We start from the raw sequence: 19,379 nt of genomic DNA on the forward strand, positions 1-19,379 counted from the left end.
GCGTGATCTCCAGCGGCTCCCACGAGGTGGAGAGCATGACGGGCCGCTCGTCCGCGAGAAAGGTGTACCGCGTCTCCAGCACAGGGTCACCCTCGGAAATGCCGAGCCGGCCGGCCACGGCCGGCTCGGCCGTGCTCGTCTCCGACGTGGAGCGCCACGCACCCGCCTGCCCCTGCGCCTCCATGTCCGCCCGGAACGGAGAGCTTCCCCGTCCACGCGCCTCGCGGTACCAGCTCCTGGTAAGGCGCTTCACCTGCGGGCGCTGGCGCACATATGTGCCGCTGCCGGAGCGAGACTCCACGTAGCCCTCGGACACCAGAAGCCTGACGGCCTCGACGGCCACACGATCGGAGACGCCATGCTCCCGCGCGAGCTGATGACGGGAGGGGACCCGGTCGCCCGGTGCCAGGCGGCCGTCGACGATCTGTCGGCGCAGATTGTCGGCGATGCGTAGATATGCGGGCTGGGTCACTGTGACTCCGGTGGCGAAGTGGGTGCGATTTGTCGACGCAAGCTTGACAAGCTGCGTACACAACTCTCAAGCTGAGTACTCAGCTTGACCGTCACTCATCGTCATTCCCCGATCGCTTAGGGGTGCCTCCTGTCATGGAATGGTCCCAGACTTACCCTGGTCTTACGTCCATGGTTCCTGCGATCCGCGCATACGCGCGGACTCCTCGACGGCTCCCCGCGAACGTCCGACGCCGAACTGGTCGTGTCCGAACTTGCGGCGAACTCTCTGCGGCACACCATCAGCGGGGCTCCAGGCGGAGAGGTGTCCATCACTGTGGCGTTGCGTCCCGGATGGGCGCGTATCGCAGTGACGGACGCCGGGGCAGGAGCTTGGAAGCCTCCGGACGCGGCGCTGGACGCGGTGTCCGAGTACGGGCGGGGGTTGTTCATCGTCGAGCAGACCGCCGACAAGATCGGCCACGACATCACCGAGTCCGGTCAAACCATGTGGGCGGAGTTCGCCTGGGACGTGGAGTCATGAGGCTGGGGCCGCTGGAGGACACGCTTGCAGGCGACGTGCGACCGATCCAGGAGGATACGGCTCGAGCGCTCGCGCGGAAGTATGGCGTCCTGCCTGCGGCTGCGCCCGGGGCCGGTTGGCGGGCGGGTGGGGTGGGAAGTGATCGTTCATGGCGACTGTGGTTCTGGTGGGGACGCTCGATACCAAGGGGCCGGAGTACGAGTGGCTCCGGGAGCGGGTGCGGGAGCTCGGGTGCGAGGTCGTGCTCGTGGACGCGGGGGTCGGGGCGTCCGAGGTCGACGCCGATGTCCCGGCCGAGGAGGTCGCGCGCGCCGGCGGCGCGTCGCTGAGCGCGTTGCGGGACGCCGGGGACCGCGGGGCCGCCGTCACCGCCATGGGGGAGGGCGCGGCGGCCGTCCTCGCGGGGCTGGAGCGCATCGACGCCGTTCTCGCGGTGGGCGGGAGCGGGGGTTCCTCCATCGCGGCCCGGGCCGTCCGGGACCTCCCCATCGGGCTGCCCAAGGTGATCGTGTCGACGATGGCGGCCGGGGACGTCTCGCCCTATGTGGGCGCCAAGGACGTGACCCTGATGTACAGCGTCGTCGACATCGCGGGCGTCAACCGGGTGTCGCGGCTGATCCTCGGGAACGCGGCCGCCGCGGCCGCCGGGATGGCGAAGGCCCGCGAACGGGCGGCGCCCGCCGCGGACGAGCGGCCGCTGGTCGCGGCGTCCATGTTCGGCGTCACCACCCCGGCGGTGGACGCGGCGCGGGAGCGGCTGGACGAGCTGGGCTACGAGGTGCTCGTCTTCCACGCGACCGGGGCCGGCGGGCAGGCGCTCGAAGGGCTCGTGGAGAGCGGGCTGCTGGCCGGCGTGCTCGACCTGACCACGACCGAGCTGGCCGACGATCTGGTGGGCGGCGTCCTGTCGGCCGGGCCCGAGCGGCTCACCGCGGCGGGGCGGCTCGGGGTCCCGCAGGTCGTGGCGCCCGGCGCCCTGGACATGGTCAACTTCGGGCCGCGGGAGACGGTCCCGGAGCGGTTCGAGGGCCGCAACCTGTACGTCCACAACCCGACCGTGACGCTGATGCGGACGACGCGGGACGAGATGGCCGAGCTGGGCCGGCGGATCGCCGGCAAGCTGCGGGACGCGACCGGGCCGACCGTGCTGTTCCTGCCGCTCGGCGGCGTGTCGGCGCTGGACGCGCCGGGGATGCCCTTCCACGATCCGGAGGCGGACGAAGCGTGCTTCGCGGCCATGGAGGGCGCCGTGGAGACGGAGAGGCTCGACATGAACATCAACGACCCGGCGTTCGGCCGCGCGATGGCCGACCGGCTGCACGAGATGATCTCGGGGGGATCGCAGTGAACCGCGACACCGTTCTCTTCCGGCTGCGCAACGCCGTCCAGGAGGGCAAGCCGATCATCGGCGCCGGGGCGGGCACCGGGCTGTCCGCGAAATGCGCCGAGGCCGGCGGCGTCGACCTGATCATCATCTACAACTCCGGCCGCTACCGGATGGCGGGGCGCGGCTCCCTGGCCGGGCTGCTGCCCTACGGGGACGCCAACCAGATCGTGGTGGAGATGGCGTCCGAGGTGCTTCCGGTCGTCAAGGAGACGCCCGTCCTCGCGGGGGTCTGCGGCACCGACCCGTTCCGGGTGATGCCCGTGTTCCTCGACCAGCTGAAGGCCATGGGGTTCGCGGGCGTGCAGAACTTCCCGACCGTGGGTCTCTACGACGGGGTCTTCCGGCAGAACCTCGAAGAGACCGGCATGGGGTACGAGCTGGAGATCGAGATGATCCGCCAGGCCCACCAGCGCGGACTCGTCACCGCGCCCTACGTGTTCGACGCGGCCCAGGCGCGGGCGATGGCGGAGGCCGGCGCGGACGTCCTCGTCCCGCACGTCGGGCTGACGACGAAGGGCAGCATCGGCGCGGGCACGGCGCTGACGCTGGACGAGGCGGTCGAGCGCGTCCAGGCCATGCGGGACGCCGCGGCCGCCGTGCGGCCCGACGTCCTCGTGCTGTGCCACGGCGGCCCCATCGCCGAGCCGGACGACGCCGCCTACGTGCTGTCGCGCACGCGGGGCGTCGTCGGCTTCTTCGGGGCCTCGTCCGTCGAGCGGCTGCCGACCGAGAAGGCGATCACCGAGCAGGTGGCGGCCTTCAAGAACCTGGAGATCTGAATGCTGGTCAACCCCGGCGACGTGACGACGATGACCTTCGACTGGGGGTCCATCAAATGGTTCGTCACCCCCTCGAGCGTGGAGGGCGCGAGCAGCACGCTGGGCGAGGTGATCGTCAACCCGGGCAAGGGGCACGCGCGGCACAACCACCCGAACGCCGAGGAGGTCATCTACGTGATCTCCGGTGAGGCCACGCAGATGGTGGACGACGGCGAGCCGTTCCCCATCCGGGAGGGCGACGCGGTGCACATCCCGAAGGGCGTCTGGCACTCGACGCACAACACGACGTGGCGGCCGCTCCGGCTCATCGTGACCTACACGCCGGGCGGCGAGGAGAAGGCGCTGGAGGGAGCCCCCGACTTCCGGCTCCACGAGGCCGACGCGGTGCCGGAGTGGTCGCGGGCCTAGGCGCGCGACCAGGCGTCCAGGCCGTCTTCGGTGAGGAGGACGTCGAACGCCGCGTCGGCGCCGCCCGCCAGGGGCCCGCGCGGGCCGAGGGTCGAGGGGCGGACGGGCGGCGGGTCGGCCCGGCGGTAGCGCATCAGGGCCGCCGTGTAGGCGCCGGAGAGGGCCTCGGGCGCCGCGGCGGCCAGGTCGGTGGCCAGGCCCGACAGCGTGACGACGTCCGGGTCCAGGCCGTTGACCAGGGCGCCCATGCCCCGGCCGAGGGCGCGGGCCGCTCCCGCGACGGCATCCCGGGCCTCGGGTGAGGATGACGCGAGGATCTCCTCGGCCGCCGTGCGGGGGTCGCGGGGCGGCGGGCGGTGCAGGGCGCGGGACATGGCGCGGCCGTCCACCTCCAGGTCCCAGCAGCCGCGCGCGCCGCACGGGCATTCGAGGGCGGGGTCGCCGAAGGGCATGTGGCCGAACTCGCCGCCCGCACCCGTCGCGCCGTCCACCGGGCGCCCGTCCACGACGAGGACGCCGCCGACCCCGACCTCCACCGTCAGGTGCAGGACGACCCGTGAGCCCGCGCCGGCCCCGCGCCGCGCCTCCGCCAGGCCGGCGAGCGAGGCGTCGTTGCCGACCAGCAGCGGGATCCCGGCGGGTTTGAGCGCCTCCAGGGAGACGTCGCGCCACCCCATGCCGGACGCCTGGACGACCGTCGTCCCGCTGACCGTCCCCGCGACGCAGGCGGACACCGCGCGCAGCCGCCGCCCGTAGCGGGCGTGGAGCGCGGCGACGTGCCCGGCCAGCAGTCCGACGACCTCGGGCGAGCCGGTGTGGCGGCCGTCGGACTCGGCCAGCACGCCGCCGCCCAGCTCGACGGCCGCCACCCGCCACGCCTCGTGGCTGATGTCCACCACGCACACGAGCGGGCCGTCCGGATGCGCGGTGAGCACGGGGGACGGCCGGCCGCGGCCGCCGGTGCGGGGCGGCAGGTCCTCGCCGACGAGCCGGGACGCCTTGAGCCGGCTCGTGATCTCGGTGGCGGACCCGCTGCTCAGCCCCAGCGCGCGGGAGGCGTCCGCGCGCGTCGCGGCCGGGTGCGCGTGGACGTACCGGAGCACCGCCAGCGCGCCCTGGCTGCGCAGTGCCCGTGCGGAGTGCGCGGTCTTCGGCTGCATGGTGACATCCTGGCCCCAACCGTTTATGCTCGTTGCACGAGCATAATGGGGGAGGCGCGCGATGGACATCGACAGGGGCCCGGAGCCGGCCACCGGGCGCAGAACCGGGACCTTCGGGCTCTACGCGTCCTTCGGGTGCCTCGGCTACCTGCTGACCGCGCTCGGCGCGATCCTGCCCGAGCTGCGGGAGGAGCGCGGGCTGCCGCGCGCCGAGGTCGCGCTCTACCCGTCGGCGTTCGCGCTCGGGCTGGTCGTGATCGGCCTGGTCGGGCACCACCTGGCGGCCCGGCTCGGCCGGTACGCCCTGCCGGCGGCCCTGGCCGCCCTCGTCGGCGGCGCCGCGATCCTGGCCGCCGGCGGCGGACGGCTCGGGGCCGGGCTCGGCGCCCTCGTCCTCGGGCTCGGCGGCGCGGGGCTCGTCCAGCTCGTCCCGGCGGCGCTGCGGGCCGCCGCGCACCCCGGCGACGGAACGGTCCAGATCGGGCTGGCGAACGCGGTCGCCAGCGGGGCGTCCGTGCTCTCCCCGATCCTCATCGGGGCCGCCCTGGCCTACGGCCTCGGATGGCGGGCGCCCTTCGCGATCCCGCCCCTCGCGGTGGCCGCCGCCCTCCTCCTCGTCGTCTTCCGTCCGCCCGCGGCGGGACGGGACGCGCCCGGCGAAGCCGAGCCGCGGGGCGGCGGTGCCCGCCAAGGGGCTCCGCGGGCGTTCTGGGGCAGGTGGGCCGATCTCGTGCTCGCCGTCGGCGTGGAGTTCTGCATGGTCTTCTGGGCCGCCGACTTCCTCGGCGACGTGAAAGGGCTCGGCTCGGGGGCGGCGGCCACGCTGTCGGCGGCGTTCGTGCTGGGCATGGCGGTCGGGCGCACCGCGTCCGGGCCGGTCGTCCGCGCCATGGGACGCCCCGACCGGCTGCTCGCCGTGAGCGCGCTGACCGGCGTCGCCGGGTTCGCGGTCCTGTGGACGGCGCCCGCCCCGGTCGCCGTCGCCGGGCTGCTGGTCACCGGGCTCGGCGTGGCCCTGCTCTACCCCGTGCTCCTCGCGCGGGCGCTCGCCGCCTGGCCGGAGCGGCCCGTCCGGGCCGCCGCCCGCTGCGCGCTCGCGTCCGGCGTCGCGATCGGCGCCGCGCCGCTCGCGCTCGGGACGCTCGCCGACCTCACCACGCTGCGCGCCGCCGTCTTCGTCGCCCCGGCGCTGCTGGTGGTCCTGCTCGTCCGCTGCGGACGGCGGCTCGGCGCCGGCCCGGTCAGCGGATGATCCTGCCGCGCACGTAGACCCAGCCGCCGTCCCCCCGGACGAACCGGCTGACCTCGTGCAACTCCCCGGGCTCGGCGCCCGCGAGGTAGTGGGCGCGGAACTCGACGACGCCCTTCTCGTCGGCCGGCCCGCCGTCCTCCTCCCGGACGATCTCAAGCCGCGTCCAGTGCAGGCCGTCCTCGAAGCCCACCCGCTCCGGACGCGTCGCCGGGTGCCACGTCCTCAGCAGGTAAGCCTCGTCCTCGACGGCGAAAGCGCTGAACCGCGAGCGCATCAGCTCCCCGGCCGTCCCGGCCGCCGCCTCGCCCCGATGCAGCCGCCCGCAGCAATCCCGATACCGGGAGCCGAGCCCACACGGACATTTCTTCGCCACATGGGCATTCTGCCTTGCGGGACGGTGTGCGCGCGGCGACCATGGGCGCCATGTCCGCCAATGAGACGCCCGAAATCGACACTTCCCGCCCGCACTCGGCCCGCATGTGGAACTACTGGGTCGGCGGCAAGGACTACTACGAGATCGACAAGCAGGTCGGCGACCAGGTCGCCGCCGCGTACCCGGGCGTCAGCGACGTCGCCAGGCACTCCCGCGTCGCGCTGGGCCGCATGGTCCGGTATCTCACCGCCGAGGAGGGCATCCGGCAGTTCCTCGACGTCGGCACCGGGCTGCCGACCCACGACAACACCCACGAGGTCGCCCAGCGCATCGCGCCCGAGTCGCGCGTGGTGTACGTCGACAACGACCCGCTCGTCCTGGTGCACGCGCGGGCGCTCCTGGTCGGGCGCCCGGAGGGGAGGACCGACTACATCGAGTGCGACGTCCGCGACCCGGAGCGGATCCTGGCCGGGGCCGCCCGCACCCTCGACTTCACCCGGCCCATCGGCCTGATCATGTTCGGGATCATGGGCAACGTGGTCGACGACGACGAGGCGTACGCCATCGTCCGCCGGTTCGTGGACGCGCTCGCCCCGGGCAGCTTCCTGGCCCTCAACGACGGCACCGGCAGCGTCGACAAGCAGGCGCGCGAGGAGGCCATCAGGATCGCCGTGGAGCGCGGCTCGACCCCCTACATCGACCGTTCGCCCGAGCAGCTCGCCGAGTTCTTCACCGGTCTGGAACTCCTCGAACCGGGCATCGTGTCCACGTCCCGGTGGCGGCCCGAGGCCACCCCGTTCGGCGCGCCGCCGGAGGTGGACGCCGCCTGCGGTCTCGGCCGCAAACCGTGATCCTCCGCGGACGTGTCTGATCCGGCCCCGCGCCGATCGTCTAGGGGGTGACAACGGCCGAACGCCCCCGCACGGGGCCGGAGGGAGCACGTCATGGACCTGACGATGAACACGATCGACATCGTGGTGTCCGACATGGACGCCGCCGTCGCCTTCTACCGCCGCCTCGGCATCGAGTTCAAGGTGGACTCCGCCCACCCCGACCACGCGGACTGCGACCTGCCCGGCGGCCTGCACCTGATGCTCGACACCGAGGGCTTCCGCGGCCCCACGGTCGACGGCTGGACGAAGCCGTCCGGCGGCCCCCGCAACTTCCTCGCCTTCCAGGCCGCGACCCCGGCGGACGTGGACGCCAAGTACGCGGAACTGACCGAGGCGGGGTACACCGGAGCCAAGGAGCCGTGGGACGCGTTCTGGGGCATGCGGTACGCGACCGTCCTCGACCCGGACGGCAACGGCATCGACCTGTACGCGCCGCTGCCCGCGGGCTGAGCGGCGCCGAGCGAGCCGGCCGCCGAGCGAACGGAGGGAACGGGCGCCGATGAAATACGTGCTCATGTTCGTCGAGACCGAGGAGTACGCCAAGGAGCTGGCCGCCATGAGCGACGACGAGCGCCAGGCCGCCTACGAGCAGGTCGCGCAGTGGTTCGCCCGGCACGCCGCGCAGATCACCCACCACGGGCGGCTGCAGCCCGCGCACACGGCCACCACCATGCGGCTGGACGGGACGGAGCCGCTGCTCACCGACGGCCCGTTCGTCGAGGGCAAGGAGATCGTCAGCGGCTACGCCGAGCTGGAGGTCGCCGACCTGGACGAGGCCCTCGCCGTCGCCCGCGACTGGCCCGCCTGTCCGGTGATCGAGATCCGCCCGCTCACCTGACGGACGACCGCCGATGGACAGGGTGCACGACGAGCTGACCCGCGTGCTGCGCGAGCACGCGGGCCGGCTGACGGCCTGCCTGATCCGGACGCTCGGCGACTTCTCCGCCGCCGAGGACGTGATGCAGGACGCCGTCGAGACCGCGCTGAAACGCTGGCCCGCCGAGGGCATACCGGACCATCCGGACGCCTGGCTGCTCACGACCGCCCGCCGCCGCGGCATCGACCTGCTGCGCCGCCAGGCCAACTACCGCGAGAAGCTGGCCCGGCTGCAGTGGCCGGTGCCGAGCGAGCCCGACGACCGGCTCAAGCTCGTCTTCACCTGCTGCCACCCGGCGCTGCCCGTGCCGGCCCAGGTCGCGCTCACCCTGCGCACGGTGTGCGGGCTGACGACCGAGCAGATCGCCGCCGCCTTCCTCGTCCCGGAGACGACCGTCGCGCAGCGCATCACCCGCGCCAAACGCAAGATCACCGACGCGGGCATCCCGTACCGGATCCCGCCGGACGGCGAGCTCCACGAGCGCCTGAACCAGGTCCTCGCCGTGGTGTACCTGCTGTTCAACGAGGGCTACCTGACGAGCGGAGGGGAGCGCCCGCACGCCCGCGACCTGGCGGACGACGCGCAGTGGCTCGCGGAGAACCTCGCCTGGCTGATGCCGCGGCAGCCCGAGGTGCTGGGGCTGCTCGCGCTCATCCGGCTGCACCAGGCGCGCACCGCGGCCCGCTTCGACGCCGGCGGGCGCCTCGTCCTGCTCCGCGACCAGGACCGCGCCCGCTGGGACCACGCCGCCGTCAAGGAGGCGACCCGGCTGCTCGAACGCGCCGCCGCGATGCGCCGCCCCGGCCCCTACCAGATCCAGGCCGCGATCGTCGCGTGCCACGCGGAGGCCCCCACCTGGGACGACACCGACTGGACGCAGATCCTCGTCCTCTACGACATGCTGCTGAGCATGACGCGGACGCCGGTCGTCCGCCTGCACCGCGCCATCGCGCTCCGCTACGTCCGGGGGTCGCAGGCCGCCCTGGACGAACTGGACCCGCTCGCGCGCGCCCTGGACGGCCACCACCTCTACCACGCCACCCGCGCCGAACTCCTGCGCGACCTCGGCCGGCAGCGCGAGGCCCACACGGCCGACCGCCGTGCCCTCGCCCTCACCTCCAACCCGGCCCAGCAGGCCCTCATCACCGACCGCCTCGCCTGGACCTGAGCGGGCTCCGCGGACGGAGCGCCGGACGCCTCCGGGTACCGTTTCGCCGTATCCCGGCCACAGCCGGGCCGGTACCGGGACCGTCGCCTCGTCATCCAGTGAGCGCCTGTGCAGACCCTGATCATCGACAACTACGACTCGTTCACGCACAACCTCGTCCAGCACGTGGCGGAGGCGGGGTCCGAGCCCGTCGTCATGCGCAACGACGAGGCGGAGTGGAGCCCCGGCCTGCTGGAGCCGTTCGACAACGTCGTCATCTCGCCGGGCCCCGGCTCGCCGGAGCGCCGCGAGGACTTCGGGATCTGCGCGGACGTGATCAGGCACGCCCGGATCCCGCTGCTCGGGGTGTGCCTCGGCCACCAAGGGATCTGCCACGTGTTCGGGGGACGCGTCCGGCCCGCTCCGGAGGTCCGGCACGGGCTGTCGTCGTGGGTCGAGCACACGGGCGCCGACCTGTTCGACGGGGTGCCGTCGCCGTTCTCGGCGGTGCGGTACCACTCGCTGGCCGTGGACGGGCTGCCGCCGGTGCTGGAGCCGGTGGCGTGGACGTCCGACGGGGTGCTGATGGGCGTCCGGCACAGGCGGCGGCCGATCTGGGGCGTCCAGTTCCACCCCGAATCGGTGTGCACGGATCACGGGCGCCGCATCATCGCGAACTTCCTGGCGCAGAGCGCCCGCGCCGAGGCGGAGCCACGCCGCGCCCCGGCCGTGGCGCGCGGCGAAGCCGCGGCGGGGACGGGGCCGAAGTCCTTCAAGGTGATCGCGCGGCGCCTCGGCGCCCCGGCGGTGGCCGAGGACGTCTTCGGCGCGCTGTTCGCCTCGTCCGACCGGGCGTTCTGGCTGGACAGCAGCCGGACCGGCGAGCACGGCGGGCGGTTCTCGTTCATGGGCGACGCCGGCGGCCCGCTGGCGCGGTCCGTCTTCTTCGACGTGGAGACGGGCGAGCTGACCGTCGAGTCGGCGAACGGGCGGACGCGGATCGAGCGCGCGTCCTTCTTCGACTGGATCGACGCCGACGTGCGCGCGCACGCCGCGGAGGTCCCGGACCTGCCGTTCGGGTTCACCCTGGGCTGGGTGGGATATCTCGGCTACGAGCTGAAGGCCGAGACCGGCGGCGCCAGGGCGCACCGCTCCCCGCACCCCGACGCCGCCATGATCTTCGCCGACCGGGCCGTGGCGTTCGACCACGCGGACGGATCCGTCCACCTCATGGCGCTGTGCCGGGTCGGGGACGAGCGGGACGCGCTGGCCTGGCTCGACGACACGGAGGCGCGCCTGGCCGCCTTGCCCGTCCCCGCCGCGCCGGCCCCGCGCACCGGCGCGCCGGCGCCGGCGCTGCGGCACGGGCGCGCACGCTACCTCGACAAGATCGCGGAATGCCGGCGGGAGATCGTCGCCGGGGAGACCTACGAGGTGTGCCTCACCAACATGCTGACGGCGCGGGTGCGCGCCGACCCGTGGGACCTCTACCGGCGGCTGCGGCGGAGCGACCCGGTGCCGTTCGGCGCCCTGCTGCGGTTCGGCGACCTGTCGGTGCTGAGCTCCTCTCCCGAGCGCTTCCTGCGGGTGACGGCGGACGGGCAGGCCGAGTCGAAGCCGATCAAGGGGACCCGGCCGCGCTCGCCCGACCCGGCCGCGGACCGGCGGCTGCGCGAGGAACTCGCGCGCAGCGCCAAGGACCGCGCCGAGAACCTCATGATCGTCGACCTCGTCCGGCACGATCTCGGGGGAGTCGCCGAGACCGGGTCGGTCGCCGCCGGTCCTGTCTTCGACGTGGAGAGCTACACGACAGTCCACCAGCTGGTGAGCACCGTGCGGGCCAGGCTCCGCCCGGACGTCTCGGCGGTGGGGTGCGTGCGGGCGGCGTTCCCGGGCGGCTCGATGACGGGGGCTCCGAAGATCCGCACCATGCGGATCATCGACCGCCTGGAGGAGGGGCCGCGCGGCGTGTACTCGGGGGCCATCGGGTACTTCTCGCTGTCCGGCGCGGCCGACTTCAGCATCGTGATCCGCACGGCCGTCGCCTCGGCGTCCACCGGGCGCGTCGAGTTCGGCATCGGCGGCGCCATCACCGCGCTGTCCGACCCGGCCGCCGAGTTCGAGGAGACCGCGGTCAAGGCCGCGCCGCTGCTCCGGCTGCTCGGCGCCCCCTTCCCCGATCTCCCGGACGGTCCGGTCTCCGAAGCGGCCCTGGTGAGCGAGGTCTGAGACGGGGCGCCGGGCCGCGGTTCACACCGGACTGCGATCGCGAGGCTGGCCGCGGCGGCGTTGACAGGCGGCCGCGTCCGCTGTAAGCCGAGGAAGGGGCGGGGCGGGAGCGCGAGACCGCCCCGCCCCTTCCGTGTCACTCGCCGTCGCAGGCGGGAGTGACGGTCTCCGGCGAACCGGTGCCGATGAACCCGAACGTGGCGGTGGCCCCGGGCGCCAGCGCGCCGTTCCAGGACTCGTTCGCCGCGGTGACCGCCGCGCCGTCCTGGGTCACCTCGGCGCCCCAGAACTGGGAGACGGCCTGGCCGCCGCCGAACGTCCAGGACACCTTCCACGCCGTGATCGCCGCCGAGCCGGTGTTCTCGACGGTGACCTCGCCCTGGAAACCGCCTCCCCACGACCCGGTCGTCTTGTAGGCGGCCGTGCAGCCGCCGTCGGACGGGGGAGGAGTGGTGGGAGGCTCGCTGGTCGGAGGCTCGGTCGTGGGCGGGTCGCTGGTGACCGGCGGAGTCGTCGGCGCGGTGTCGGAGGTGTCGCCGTAGATGATGCCCCGCCCGTTGGTGCCCAGGTAGACACGCCCGTAGATACGGGGATCACCGGTCAGCGCCTCGCCGGCGTTGCCGTACTGGTGCTGGTCGTCATTGATGCGCGTCCAGTGCGCGCCGGCGTCGTTCGACCGGAACAGCCTCGTGGTGCCGTCGACCGTCCCGACCAGGTAGACAGCGGGGTAGTCCGCCCCGGGGGCGGCCTTCCCGAACCCGACGTTGACCGCCTTGGAGATGCTCGCCGCCTTGGTGAAGCTCGCGCCCGAGTCGGTCGAATGGAACAGGCCTGTGTCGCCTGCGAGCCAGATGTCGCCCTCCTCGCCGGGGACGGCCTTGAAATGGACGCCGCTGGACGGCAGCCCGGACGCCGCCGTCGCCGAGAACGACTGCCCGCCGTTCGTGCTGACGTAGAACCTGCCTCCGGAGAAGGCGTAGAACTTGCTCGCGTTCACCCGGTCGGATTCGACGATCGCGTTCGCGGGCACACCGGACGACTGGCTCCAGGAGTTCCCGAACCCGACCGAGTAGACGACCTGCCGGCCGCTGTCGCCGGGCGCCCACACGAACCGGCTCCCGTCCGCCGCCGCGGCGACGGTGCCGCCGTTGTCGACACCGCCGGGCTCGGTGCCCTGGAACCAGTTGGCCCCGCCATCGGTCGAGAACGCGACATGGCTGTCGTTCGGGCGGTCGGAGTCGGTGAAGTCGCCCGCCCGCACCATGACGCTCGGATCGCCCTCGGCGTAGTCGAGGCTGGTCGTGCTGGTGAAGACGGGCTGGGTGAACATCGCCGCCGGGACGGACCCGAGATCGGTGTGCCGGAACCCGCCGATGTCGCCGAGCCCGCTGACCAGCGGCGCCCCGGACGGCGGGCTGATCAGGTCGAGGACCGCGGTCTCCTCCAGCCCCTTCACCATCGGCTTGATCGTGATCTGGTCGCCGGCGTCCCAGCGGGTGAGGTTCTCGGTGCCGTAGATCGTCGCGCCCGTCCCGTACATCAGCCGGTCGGAGTCGAACGGGTCGATCTCCACCGACTCGTTCATCCAGCCGAGCTTCGGGGTCACCTTGGGCGGCGACGGGTTGGTGCCGAACGTCAGCCACGGAACGCCGGAGATGTCCTGCGTGTAGCGGAAACTGCGGTTCGGATAGCTCGTCCAGTCCCAGATGCGGGTCCAGGACGCGCCGCCGTCGGTGCTCCGCCACATGATCATGTCGGGCCACCAGGACACCTGCGTCGCCACCATCAGCGTCCCGGGATGCCGCCGGTCGATCGTCAGCCCGCTGTAACCGAAGTAGTCGTCGGAACTGCTCGACGGGATCGGGCTGATCTGCGTCCACGCGCCCGACTGCGTGTCGAGCTTCCATACGTCGCCCTTGGCGCCGCTGTACGGGCCGGCCGTGTCGCTCGTGGCGATGTAGAGCACGTGGCCGGCGGCGTCCAGCACGCCCTTGTGGGCGATGTAGCCGGTGGGCTGCCCGGGCACGGACTGCCACGTCGCGCCCGCGTCCGTGCTCCGGTAGACGGTGTTCTCCTTGTCGGCCACGCCCACGTAGATGGTCCTGCTCGGGCTGCCGGCCGTCCCGCTGCTCTCGTCGAACGTCACCCACACGACGCCGGGCCGGTGGCTGCCGTATCCGGTGCCGTCGCCCGGGTCGTCGGAGTAGTCGCCGGGATTGGTGAAGCTGTTCACCTTCGCCCACGTCGCACCGCGGTCGGTGCTCCGCCACAGCCCGTGCCCCTCGGGCGTCCCCAGGTAGAGGACACGGTTGTCGTTCGGATCGACCGCGAGCCGCTCGCCCATGCCGCGCCCCGGCATGTTCCCGCCGAGCTTGAACGGCAGTTCCGCCGCCTGCCACGTCTTGCCCCGATCGGCCGATCGCAGCACCGCGCCGTTGTTGGGGTCCCAGTCATTGGTGTACATGCCGACGGCCGCGTACACGCGGTCCGCGTCCACCGGGTCGGCGGCCAGGCTGATGACGCCGTTGTACCCCCACTTGTCCCAGCCGACCCAGTCCAGCAGCGGCACCCATTGCCTCCCCGACTGGTCCCACCGGTAGGCGCCGCCTATGTCCGTGCGGGCATAGATGAGGTTCTTCTCCTTGCGGCTGAAGACGATGCCGGGCACGAACCCGCCCCCGTCGATCCGCACGTTCTTCCACGTGTACGTCTCGGCCGCGGCCGCGGGACGGACCGCGACGGCGGCCACCACCGCCACCGTCGAGGCGACCAGCGCCAGCGCCGCCGCCACGGCCGCCGCGGCGCCGGCGAGCGATCTCCGTGTGGCCATGAACCCTCCTTGTGATCCCGGTGCCCTGGAGGCTGGTCGAAGCGCTTCGATTCGTCAACGCTCTTCCTCGCCCCTCAGCCGGCGACCTCCTCACCTGCGTAAACGGAAGGCTGGACGTGAAAACCCGGGAAAAGTGCGCGCGGCCACCGCCGGCCCTTCGGGCGGGTCGGCGGTGGCCGCGCGCCGTATCGGCCGCCTGTGCCGGGTCAGCTGAAGGTGAACCAGTTGATGTTGACGAAGTCGGCCGGCTGGCCGCTGGAGAAGGTGATGTAGACGGTGTGCCTGCCGGTCACGCCCGACATGTTGGCGGGCACCGTCCGCCAGCTCTGCCAGCCGCCGGTGTTGGCGATGGCGAACTCGCCCATCACCTGGCCGGTCGGGCTGTCCAGCCTGACCTGCACCAGGCCGCTGACCCCGCCCGGCGCGCCGGAGGCGACGCGGGCCTTGAACTGGGTCGCCGGGGTGCCGCCGAAGTCGACGTTGTCGTAGCGGAGCCAGTCGCCGTTGCCGATGTAGCCGACGTTCTGGCCGCCCCCGCTGTCGGTCGTGCTCTCGACCTGCGTGCCCGACTGGGCCTGGTAGTTCTCCGCCTGGATGGTCGAGCGGGCGTCGACCGTGTCGCCCGTCGGGGGCGGGGTGGTGGAGCCGCCGCCGTCACCGCTCTGCCAGACCGCCACGTAGTCGACGACCATGGGCCGTCCCGAGACGGTGTCCCCGGTGGGGGTGCCGAAGCCGGCGACGCCGTTCGGGAAGCCGCCGCCCATGGCCACGTTGAGCAGCAGGAAGTAGCCGGAGTGCCCGGTCATGTTCGCCCACGTCGTGGCGTCGAGCTGGTTCTGGCTGATGCTGTGGAACTGCTGTCCGTCCACGTACCAGCGGAGCTGGTTGGGGCTGACGCTGCGGTCCCACTCGAAGCGGTAGGTGTGCATCGCCGACTGGCAGGACGAGCCCGGGCAGGCGCGGTTCGCGCCGATCCCGTTGGTCTCGTTGCACGCGCCGCCGGGGTTGGTGCCGCAGTGCAGGACGCCCCAGACGGAGTTGATCCCGTTGACGTTCTCCATGATGTCGAACTCGCCGATCGCCGGCCAGTTCTGGTAGTTGCCCCGGTACGGGGAGCCCAGGGCCCAGAACGCGGGCCAGTAGCCGAGGGCCTGGTTGCCGGTGACGTTCGGCATCTGGATGCGCCCCTCGATGCGCAGGACGCGGCCGTCGGCGGGCTTGAAGTTCGTCCGCTGGGTCTCGATGCGGGCCGACGTCCACTCGCCCGAGGAGCTCTTGACCGGGGTGATCCGCAGGTTGCCGCCGCCGTCCAGGCTGACGTTGGCCGGGTCGGAGGTGTAGCGCTGGATCTCTCCGGTGCCCCAGTTGCCCGGGCCTCCGGGATAGCCGTGGCCGGTGTCGATGATCCAGTTCGCGGACGAGGGGAGCGAGCCGGCCGGGCCGTTGAAGTCGTCGCTCCAGACCAGGCTCCAGCCCGAGGGGGGCGGCGGGACGGAGGCGCCGGCGGTCGGCGAGATCACGGCGGTGGCGACCGCCGCCGGGAGCGCGGCGGCGACCACGGCGAGAACGCACCTGCGCCAGAGGCGGGGACGTCTCGATGGGGTCATGGGGGGACCTCCAGAGTGGGGTGGAGCAAGCGCGGGGTGCCTGCCCTCTGGTGCGGCCAATGTCGCCCGTCCGGACCGGTCCGTCAAGAGGTGAGAGAGCGCTCTCATAACGTTGTGCGTATGTGATGTTCGCTCTGACCAGGAAATATGGCTGGCATAACCTCTGTGAAAGAGCGGTTCTGAGATCGCTCTCTTGACAGGTACCGAGGTCGGGGCCATCCTCTGCGAGAGCGCTCTCTCGACCGAGATCCGGGTCGCATCCCGACACCACCCCCCGAGGACAGCCATGCTCAGATCCCATCGCCGTCTCGCGTCCGGCCTCGTCTCGGCCGCCGTCCTGGCGCTCGGCCTCTCCGCCTGCGGCGGAGACGGCGGGTCCGGCTCGGACTCGACGGTCACGCTGACCGTCGACACCTTCAGCACCTTCGGCTACGAGGAGCTGTTCAAGCAGTACGAGGCCGACCACCCCGGCATCAAGATCAAGCACCGGAACGTGGTGCAGCTCGACGAGTACCTGCCCCGCCTGGAGCAGTGGATCGCCGCGGGCAGCGGCGCCGGCGACGTCGTCGCCATCGAGGAGGGGATCCTCACCAAGTTCATGGCCCACCCCGACAAGTTCGTGAACCTGCTCGACTACGGGGCGGGCTCGCTGCAGGGCAACTTCCTGGACTGGAAGTGGAAGCAGGCGCTCACCCCCGACGGGAAGTACCTGGTCGGGCTCGGCACCGACATCGGCGGCCTGGCCATGTGCTACCGCACCGACCTGTTCAAGAAGGCGGGCCTGCCGACCGACCGGGACAAGGTCGGCAAGCTCTGGCCGACCTGGGACGACTACATCGCGACCGGCAAGAAGTACGCCGGCGAGGTGAAGGACTCCAAGTTCGTCGACGGCTCGGTGAACCTCTACAACACGATCCTCGCGCAGGCCGCGAGCCAGAGCGTCGGCTACACGTTCTTCGACCCGTCCGGCAAGCTCGTCGCGGGCAGCAACCCCGCGGTCAAGAGCGCCTGGGACACCACCCTGAAGATCCAGCAGGCCGGGCTGTCCGCGGGCCTGAAGTCGTTCGAGCCGAGCTGGGGCTCCGGCTTCAAGCAGGCCAAGTTCGCGACGATCGCGTGCCCGTCCTGGATGCTCGGCGTCATCAAGGAGAACGCCGGCGCGGGCGCGGCGGGCAAGTGGGACGTCGCCGCGATCCCGGGAGGCTCGGGCAGCCGCGGCGGCTCGTTCCTGGCGGTGCCGAAGCAGAGCAAGCACGCCGAGCAGGCGGCCGAGCTGGCCAAGTACCTCACCAGCGTGAACAGCCAGATCGTCGCGTTCAAGGCGCGCAACAACCTGCCGTCGTCGCCGCAGGCGCTGGACGACCCGGCGGTGAAGTCGTTCAAGAACGAGTACTTCAGCGACGCACCGGTCGGGGAGATCTACGCCGCCGGAGCGAAGGCGGTCAAGCCGCTCTACCTCGGCGCCGACAACAACCCGGTCGGGCAGCGCTTCGAGGACGCGCTCCTCGCGCTGGAGCAGGGCCGGCTCGCACCCGGCGCGGCATGGAAGAAGGCCCTCGCCGACGCCGAACGTGAAGCTCGATGACGATCTCGATCGGTTCCCGTACGGGGCCCCGGGCGGCCGGTCCGCCCGGGCCCCCGGCGCCGCGCCGCCGGGCGCGCACCGTGCTCGCCCGGTGGGATGTGAAGTTCTCGCCCTACCTGTTCGTCTCGCCGTACTACCTGCTGTTCTTCCTGTTCGGGCTGTTCCCGATGGGATACACGGTCTGGGTGGCGATGCACGACTGGGAGCTGCTCGGCGCCCACGAGTTCATCGGTTTCGAGAACTTCCGGCTCGTCCTGGCGGACCCGCAGTTCTGGAACTCCGTCCGCAACACCCTCGCGATGTTCGTCATCGCCACCGTCCCGCAGCTGCTGCTCGCGCTGGTGCTGGCGAACGCGCTCAACCAGCGGATGCGCGCCCGGACGCTGGTCCGGATGGGCGTGCTCGTCCCGATGATCACCTCGATCGCCGCGGTGGCGATCGTGTTCAGCCAGCTGTTCAGCCGTGACTTCGGCCTGGTCAACTGGGTGCTCGGCTGGTTCGGGCCGGAGCACCTCGACTGGGCGGCGCGGCGCTGGACGTCCTGGCTGGCGATCTCGGTGATGGTCGACTGGCGGTGGACGGGCTACAACGCGCTGATCTACCTGGCCGCGATGCAGTCGATCCCGCGCGACCTGTACGAGGCGGCGGCGATCGACGGGGCGTCCCGCGCCCGCCAGTTCTGGACGATCACGCTGCCGATGCTGCGGCCGACCATCATCTTCACCGCGATCGTCTCCACGATCGGCGGGTTCCAGCTGTTCACCGAGCCGCTGCTGTTCGGCAACGGCGACATGGCCGGCGGATCGCTGCGGCAGTTCCAGACGGTCACCATGTACATGTTCGAGAACGCGTTCCGGCGGTTCGACTACGGTTACGCGTCCGCCGTCTCCTGGATGCTCTTCATGCTCATCCTCGCCGGGTCCCTCCTCAACTTCGCCTGGCTGCGGCGCGTGGGAGGTGGCGCCAAATGATGATCGTCAGAACGCCGGGCAGGCCCCGGCGGAGGCGCGGCGGTTCCGTCGCCGCTCTGTGGGACGCCGGCCCGCTCACCCGGGTCACGCTGCTCGCGACGATCGTGCTGTCGCTGTTCCCCATCTACTGGATGTTCGTCGTCGCGACGCGCACCAACGACGTCGTCGGCGCGACGCCGCCGCCGCTCACGCCGGGCGGCGAGCTGGGCCGCAACCTGTCCCGGCTGTTCGGCAACGAACAGGCGCACTTCACGCTCGGGCTGGTCAACTCGGCCATCGCCGCCTCGACCGTCACCGTCTCCACGCTGCTGTTCGCCTCGCTGGCCGGCTTCGCGTTCGCCAAGCTGCGCTTCCGCGGGCGCGGGGCGCTCCTGCTGGTCATGCTGGCGACGATGATGGTGCCGGTCCAGATGGGCATCATCCCGCTCTACATGCTGATGGCCGAGATCGGCTGGACGGGGAAGCTCCAGGCCGTCATCGTGCCGTTCCTCGTCACCGGCTTCGGCGTGTTCATGATGCGGCAGTACACGATGCAGGCCGTCCCGGACGAGCTCATCGAGAGCGCCCGCATCGACGGCTGCTCGACGTTCCGCATCTACTGGAGCGTCGTCCTGCCGGTGCTGCGGCCCGCGATGGCCGTCCTCGGGCTGTTCACGTTCATGCAGACCTGGAACGAGTTCATCTGGCCGCTGGCCGTCCTCAACCCCGACAACCCGACTGTCCAGTACTCCCTCAACCTGCTCAACGGCGCCTACTACACCGACTACTCGCTGATGTTCACCGGCACCGCCGTGGCGACGCTCCCGCTGCTGGCCGTCTTCGTGCTGTTCGGACGCCAGATCATCAGCGGGATCATGGACGGCGCTCTCAAGGCATGACGAGCCGCC

Annotated in this window: 18 protein-coding genes; 13 read left to right on the forward strand and 5 right to left on the reverse strand. The window is 72.0% G+C overall.

Annotated features, from left to right (window positions below; translation table 11 throughout):
• On the reverse strand, nt 1-472 hold a 472-nt coding region (locus ACIWVC_RS05550; protein WP_396453876.1), incomplete at its 3' end, for a GntR family transcriptional regulator.
• Nucleotides 473-649: 177 nt separating this feature from the next.
• Here ACIWVC_RS05550 and ACIWVC_RS05555 point away from each other — a divergent pair.
• The 4 genes from ACIWVC_RS05555 to ACIWVC_RS05570 all read left to right on the forward strand — a co-directional run bounded on the left by ACIWVC_RS05555 (nt 650) and on the right by ACIWVC_RS05570 (nt 3,568).
• A complete protein-coding gene (locus tag ACIWVC_RS05555; protein ID WP_396453897.1) occupies nt 650-994 on the forward strand; it encodes an ATP-binding protein in 345 nt (114 codons plus the stop codon).
• A 148-nt stretch (nt 995-1,142) separates the two neighbouring features.
• Nucleotides 1,143-2,342, forward strand: coding sequence for a Tm-1-like ATP-binding domain-containing protein (locus tag ACIWVC_RS05560; RefSeq protein WP_396449116.1), 1,200 nt, complete (start codon nt 1,143-1,145; stop codon nt 2,340-2,342).
• On the forward strand, nt 2,339-3,160 hold the full coding sequence (locus tag ACIWVC_RS05565) for a phosphoenolpyruvate hydrolase family protein (protein WP_396449117.1): 822 nt from the start codon (nt 2,339-2,341) through the stop codon (nt 3,158-3,160). The genes ACIWVC_RS05560 and ACIWVC_RS05565 overlap by 4 nt, the downstream gene beginning before the upstream one ends.
• A complete protein-coding gene (locus ACIWVC_RS05570) occupies nt 3,161-3,568 on the forward strand; it encodes a cupin domain-containing protein (protein WP_396449118.1) in 408 nt (135 codons plus the stop codon). It begins immediately after the preceding gene.
• Here the strand turns inward: ACIWVC_RS05570 and ACIWVC_RS05575 are convergent.
• Entirely contained in the window at nt 3,565-4,728 is a 1,164-nt protein-coding gene (locus tag ACIWVC_RS05575; RefSeq protein WP_396449119.1) for an ROK family protein, read from the reverse strand. The genes ACIWVC_RS05570 and ACIWVC_RS05575 overlap by 4 nt on opposite strands.
• A 61-nt stretch (nt 4,729-4,789) precedes the next feature.
• On the opposite strand from ACIWVC_RS05575, the gene ACIWVC_RS05580 reads away from it, so the two are divergent.
• Complete coding sequence (locus tag ACIWVC_RS05580; protein WP_396449120.1) at nt 4,790-5,980, forward strand: MFS transporter; 1,191 nt, start codon at nt 4,790-4,792, stop codon at nt 5,978-5,980.
• Here ACIWVC_RS05580 and ACIWVC_RS05585 read toward each other — a convergent pair.
• Complete coding sequence (locus ACIWVC_RS05585; RefSeq protein ID WP_396449121.1) at nt 5,970-6,353, reverse strand: YchJ family protein; 384 nt, start codon at nt 6,351-6,353, stop codon at nt 5,970-5,972. The genes ACIWVC_RS05580 and ACIWVC_RS05585 overlap by 11 nt on opposite strands.
• Before the next feature lie 50 nt (nt 6,354-6,403).
• On the opposite strand from ACIWVC_RS05585, the gene ACIWVC_RS05590 reads away from it, so the two are divergent.
• The 5 genes from ACIWVC_RS05590 to pabB all read left to right on the forward strand — a co-directional run bounded on the left by ACIWVC_RS05590 (nt 6,404) and on the right by pabB (nt 11,499).
• Complete coding sequence (locus tag ACIWVC_RS05590; RefSeq protein WP_396449122.1) at nt 6,404-7,204, forward strand: SAM-dependent methyltransferase; 801 nt, start codon at nt 6,404-6,406, stop codon at nt 7,202-7,204.
• 93 nt (nt 7,205-7,297) lie between these two features.
• Nucleotides 7,298-7,696 carry a VOC family protein gene (locus ACIWVC_RS05595; protein ID WP_396449123.1) on the forward strand — a complete coding sequence of 133 codons (399 nt, stop codon included), beginning with the start codon at nt 7,298-7,300 and terminating at the stop codon, nt 7,694-7,696.
• A 49-nt stretch (nt 7,697-7,745) separates the two neighbouring features.
• The gene (locus ACIWVC_RS05600; RefSeq protein ID WP_396449124.1) at nt 7,746-8,084 is read left to right on the forward strand and encodes a YciI family protein; all 339 of its coding nucleotides are present in this window, start codon (nt 7,746-7,748) and stop codon (nt 8,082-8,084) included.
• Nucleotides 8,085-8,097: 13 nt separating this feature from the next.
• Nucleotides 8,098-9,291: an RNA polymerase sigma factor gene (locus ACIWVC_RS05605; protein WP_396449125.1), complete on the forward strand. Its 1,194-nt coding sequence runs from the start codon at nt 8,098-8,100 to the stop codon at nt 9,289-9,291.
• Nucleotides 9,292-9,399: 108 nt separating this feature from the next.
• On the forward strand, nt 9,400-11,499 hold the full coding sequence (gene pabB, locus ACIWVC_RS05610; RefSeq protein WP_396453877.1) for an aminodeoxychorismate synthase component I: 2,100 nt from the start codon (nt 9,400-9,402) through the stop codon (nt 11,497-11,499).
• 136 nt (nt 11,500-11,635) lie between these two features.
• Here pabB and ACIWVC_RS05615 read toward each other — a convergent pair whose 3' ends face one another.
• Together ACIWVC_RS05615 and ACIWVC_RS05620 are read right to left on the reverse strand one after the other, a co-directional pair.
• On the reverse strand, nt 11,636-14,329 hold the full coding sequence (locus ACIWVC_RS05615; RefSeq protein WP_396453878.1) for a cellulose binding domain-containing protein: 2,694 nt from the start codon (nt 14,327-14,329) through the stop codon (nt 11,636-11,638).
• Between the two features lie 206 nt (nt 14,330-14,535).
• A complete protein-coding gene (locus ACIWVC_RS05620) occupies nt 14,536-15,936 on the reverse strand; it encodes a glycoside hydrolase family 16 protein (protein ID WP_396449128.1) in 1,401 nt (466 codons plus the stop codon).
• Nucleotides 15,937-16,222: 286 nt separating this feature from the next.
• Between ACIWVC_RS05620 and ACIWVC_RS05625 the strand changes: the two genes are divergently transcribed.
• From ACIWVC_RS05625 to ACIWVC_RS05635, 3 genes are read left to right on the forward strand one after another with little or no spacing between them, the layout of a single operon-like run.
• Nucleotides 16,223-17,521, forward strand: a complete 1,299-nt coding sequence (locus ACIWVC_RS05625; RefSeq protein ID WP_396449129.1) for an ABC transporter substrate-binding protein — start codon at nt 16,223-16,225, stop codon at nt 17,519-17,521.
• The gene (locus ACIWVC_RS05630) at nt 17,518-18,492 is read left to right on the forward strand and encodes a carbohydrate ABC transporter permease (RefSeq protein ID WP_396453879.1); all 975 of its coding nucleotides are present in this window, start codon (nt 17,518-17,520) and stop codon (nt 18,490-18,492) included. The genes ACIWVC_RS05625 and ACIWVC_RS05630 overlap by 4 nt, the downstream gene beginning before the upstream one ends.
• The gene (locus tag ACIWVC_RS05635) at nt 18,489-19,370 is read left to right on the forward strand and encodes a carbohydrate ABC transporter permease (protein ID WP_396449131.1); all 882 of its coding nucleotides are present in this window, start codon (nt 18,489-18,491) and stop codon (nt 19,368-19,370) included. The genes ACIWVC_RS05630 and ACIWVC_RS05635 overlap by 4 nt, the downstream gene beginning before the upstream one ends.
• Nucleotides 19,371-19,379: the final 9 nt, after the last annotated feature.

The organism is Actinomadura sp. (genome assembly GCF_044508335.1).
Lineage (GTDB): Bacteria > Actinomycetota > Actinomycetes > Streptosporangiales > Streptosporangiaceae > Spirillospora.

Bases quoted from the DNA above. Each gene is read 5' to 3' on its own strand.
- ACIWVC_RS05615 (WP_396453878.1), bottom strand. From the start codon at position 14,329: ATGGCCACACGGAGATCGCTCGCCGGCGCCGCGGCGGCCGTGGCGGCG.
- ACIWVC_RS05635 (WP_396449131.1), top strand. From the start codon at position 18,489: ATGATGATCGTCAGAACGCCGGGCAGGCCCCGGCGGAGGCGCGGCGGT.
- ACIWVC_RS05570 (WP_396449118.1), top strand. From the start codon at position 3,161: ATGCTGGTCAACCCCGGCGACGTGACGACGATGACCTTCGACTGGGGG.
- ACIWVC_RS05560 (WP_396449116.1), top strand. From the start codon at position 1,143: ATGGCGACTGTGGTTCTGGTGGGGACGCTCGATACCAAGGGGCCGGAG.
- ACIWVC_RS05625 (WP_396449129.1), top strand. From the start codon at position 16,223: ATGCTCAGATCCCATCGCCGTCTCGCGTCCGGCCTCGTCTCGGCCGCC.
- ACIWVC_RS05595 (WP_396449123.1), top strand. From the start codon at position 7,298: ATGGACCTGACGATGAACACGATCGACATCGTGGTGTCCGACATGGAC.
- ACIWVC_RS05620 (WP_396449128.1), bottom strand. From the start codon at position 15,936: ATGACCCCATCGAGACGTCCCCGCCTCTGGCGCAGGTGCGTTCTCGCC.
- ACIWVC_RS05580 (WP_396449120.1), top strand. From the start codon at position 4,790: ATGGACATCGACAGGGGCCCGGAGCCGGCCACCGGGCGCAGAACCGGG.
- ACIWVC_RS05605 (WP_396449125.1), top strand. From the start codon at position 8,098: ATGGACAGGGTGCACGACGAGCTGACCCGCGTGCTGCGCGAGCACGCG.
- ACIWVC_RS05575 (WP_396449119.1), bottom strand. From the start codon at position 4,728: ATGCAGCCGAAGACCGCGCACTCCGCACGGGCACTGCGCAGCCAGGGC.
- ACIWVC_RS05590 (WP_396449122.1), top strand. From the start codon at position 6,404: ATGTCCGCCAATGAGACGCCCGAAATCGACACTTCCCGCCCGCACTCG.
- ACIWVC_RS05600 (WP_396449124.1), top strand. From the start codon at position 7,746: ATGAAATACGTGCTCATGTTCGTCGAGACCGAGGAGTACGCCAAGGAG.
- ACIWVC_RS05630 (WP_396453879.1), top strand. From the start codon at position 17,518: ATGACGATCTCGATCGGTTCCCGTACGGGGCCCCGGGCGGCCGGTCCG.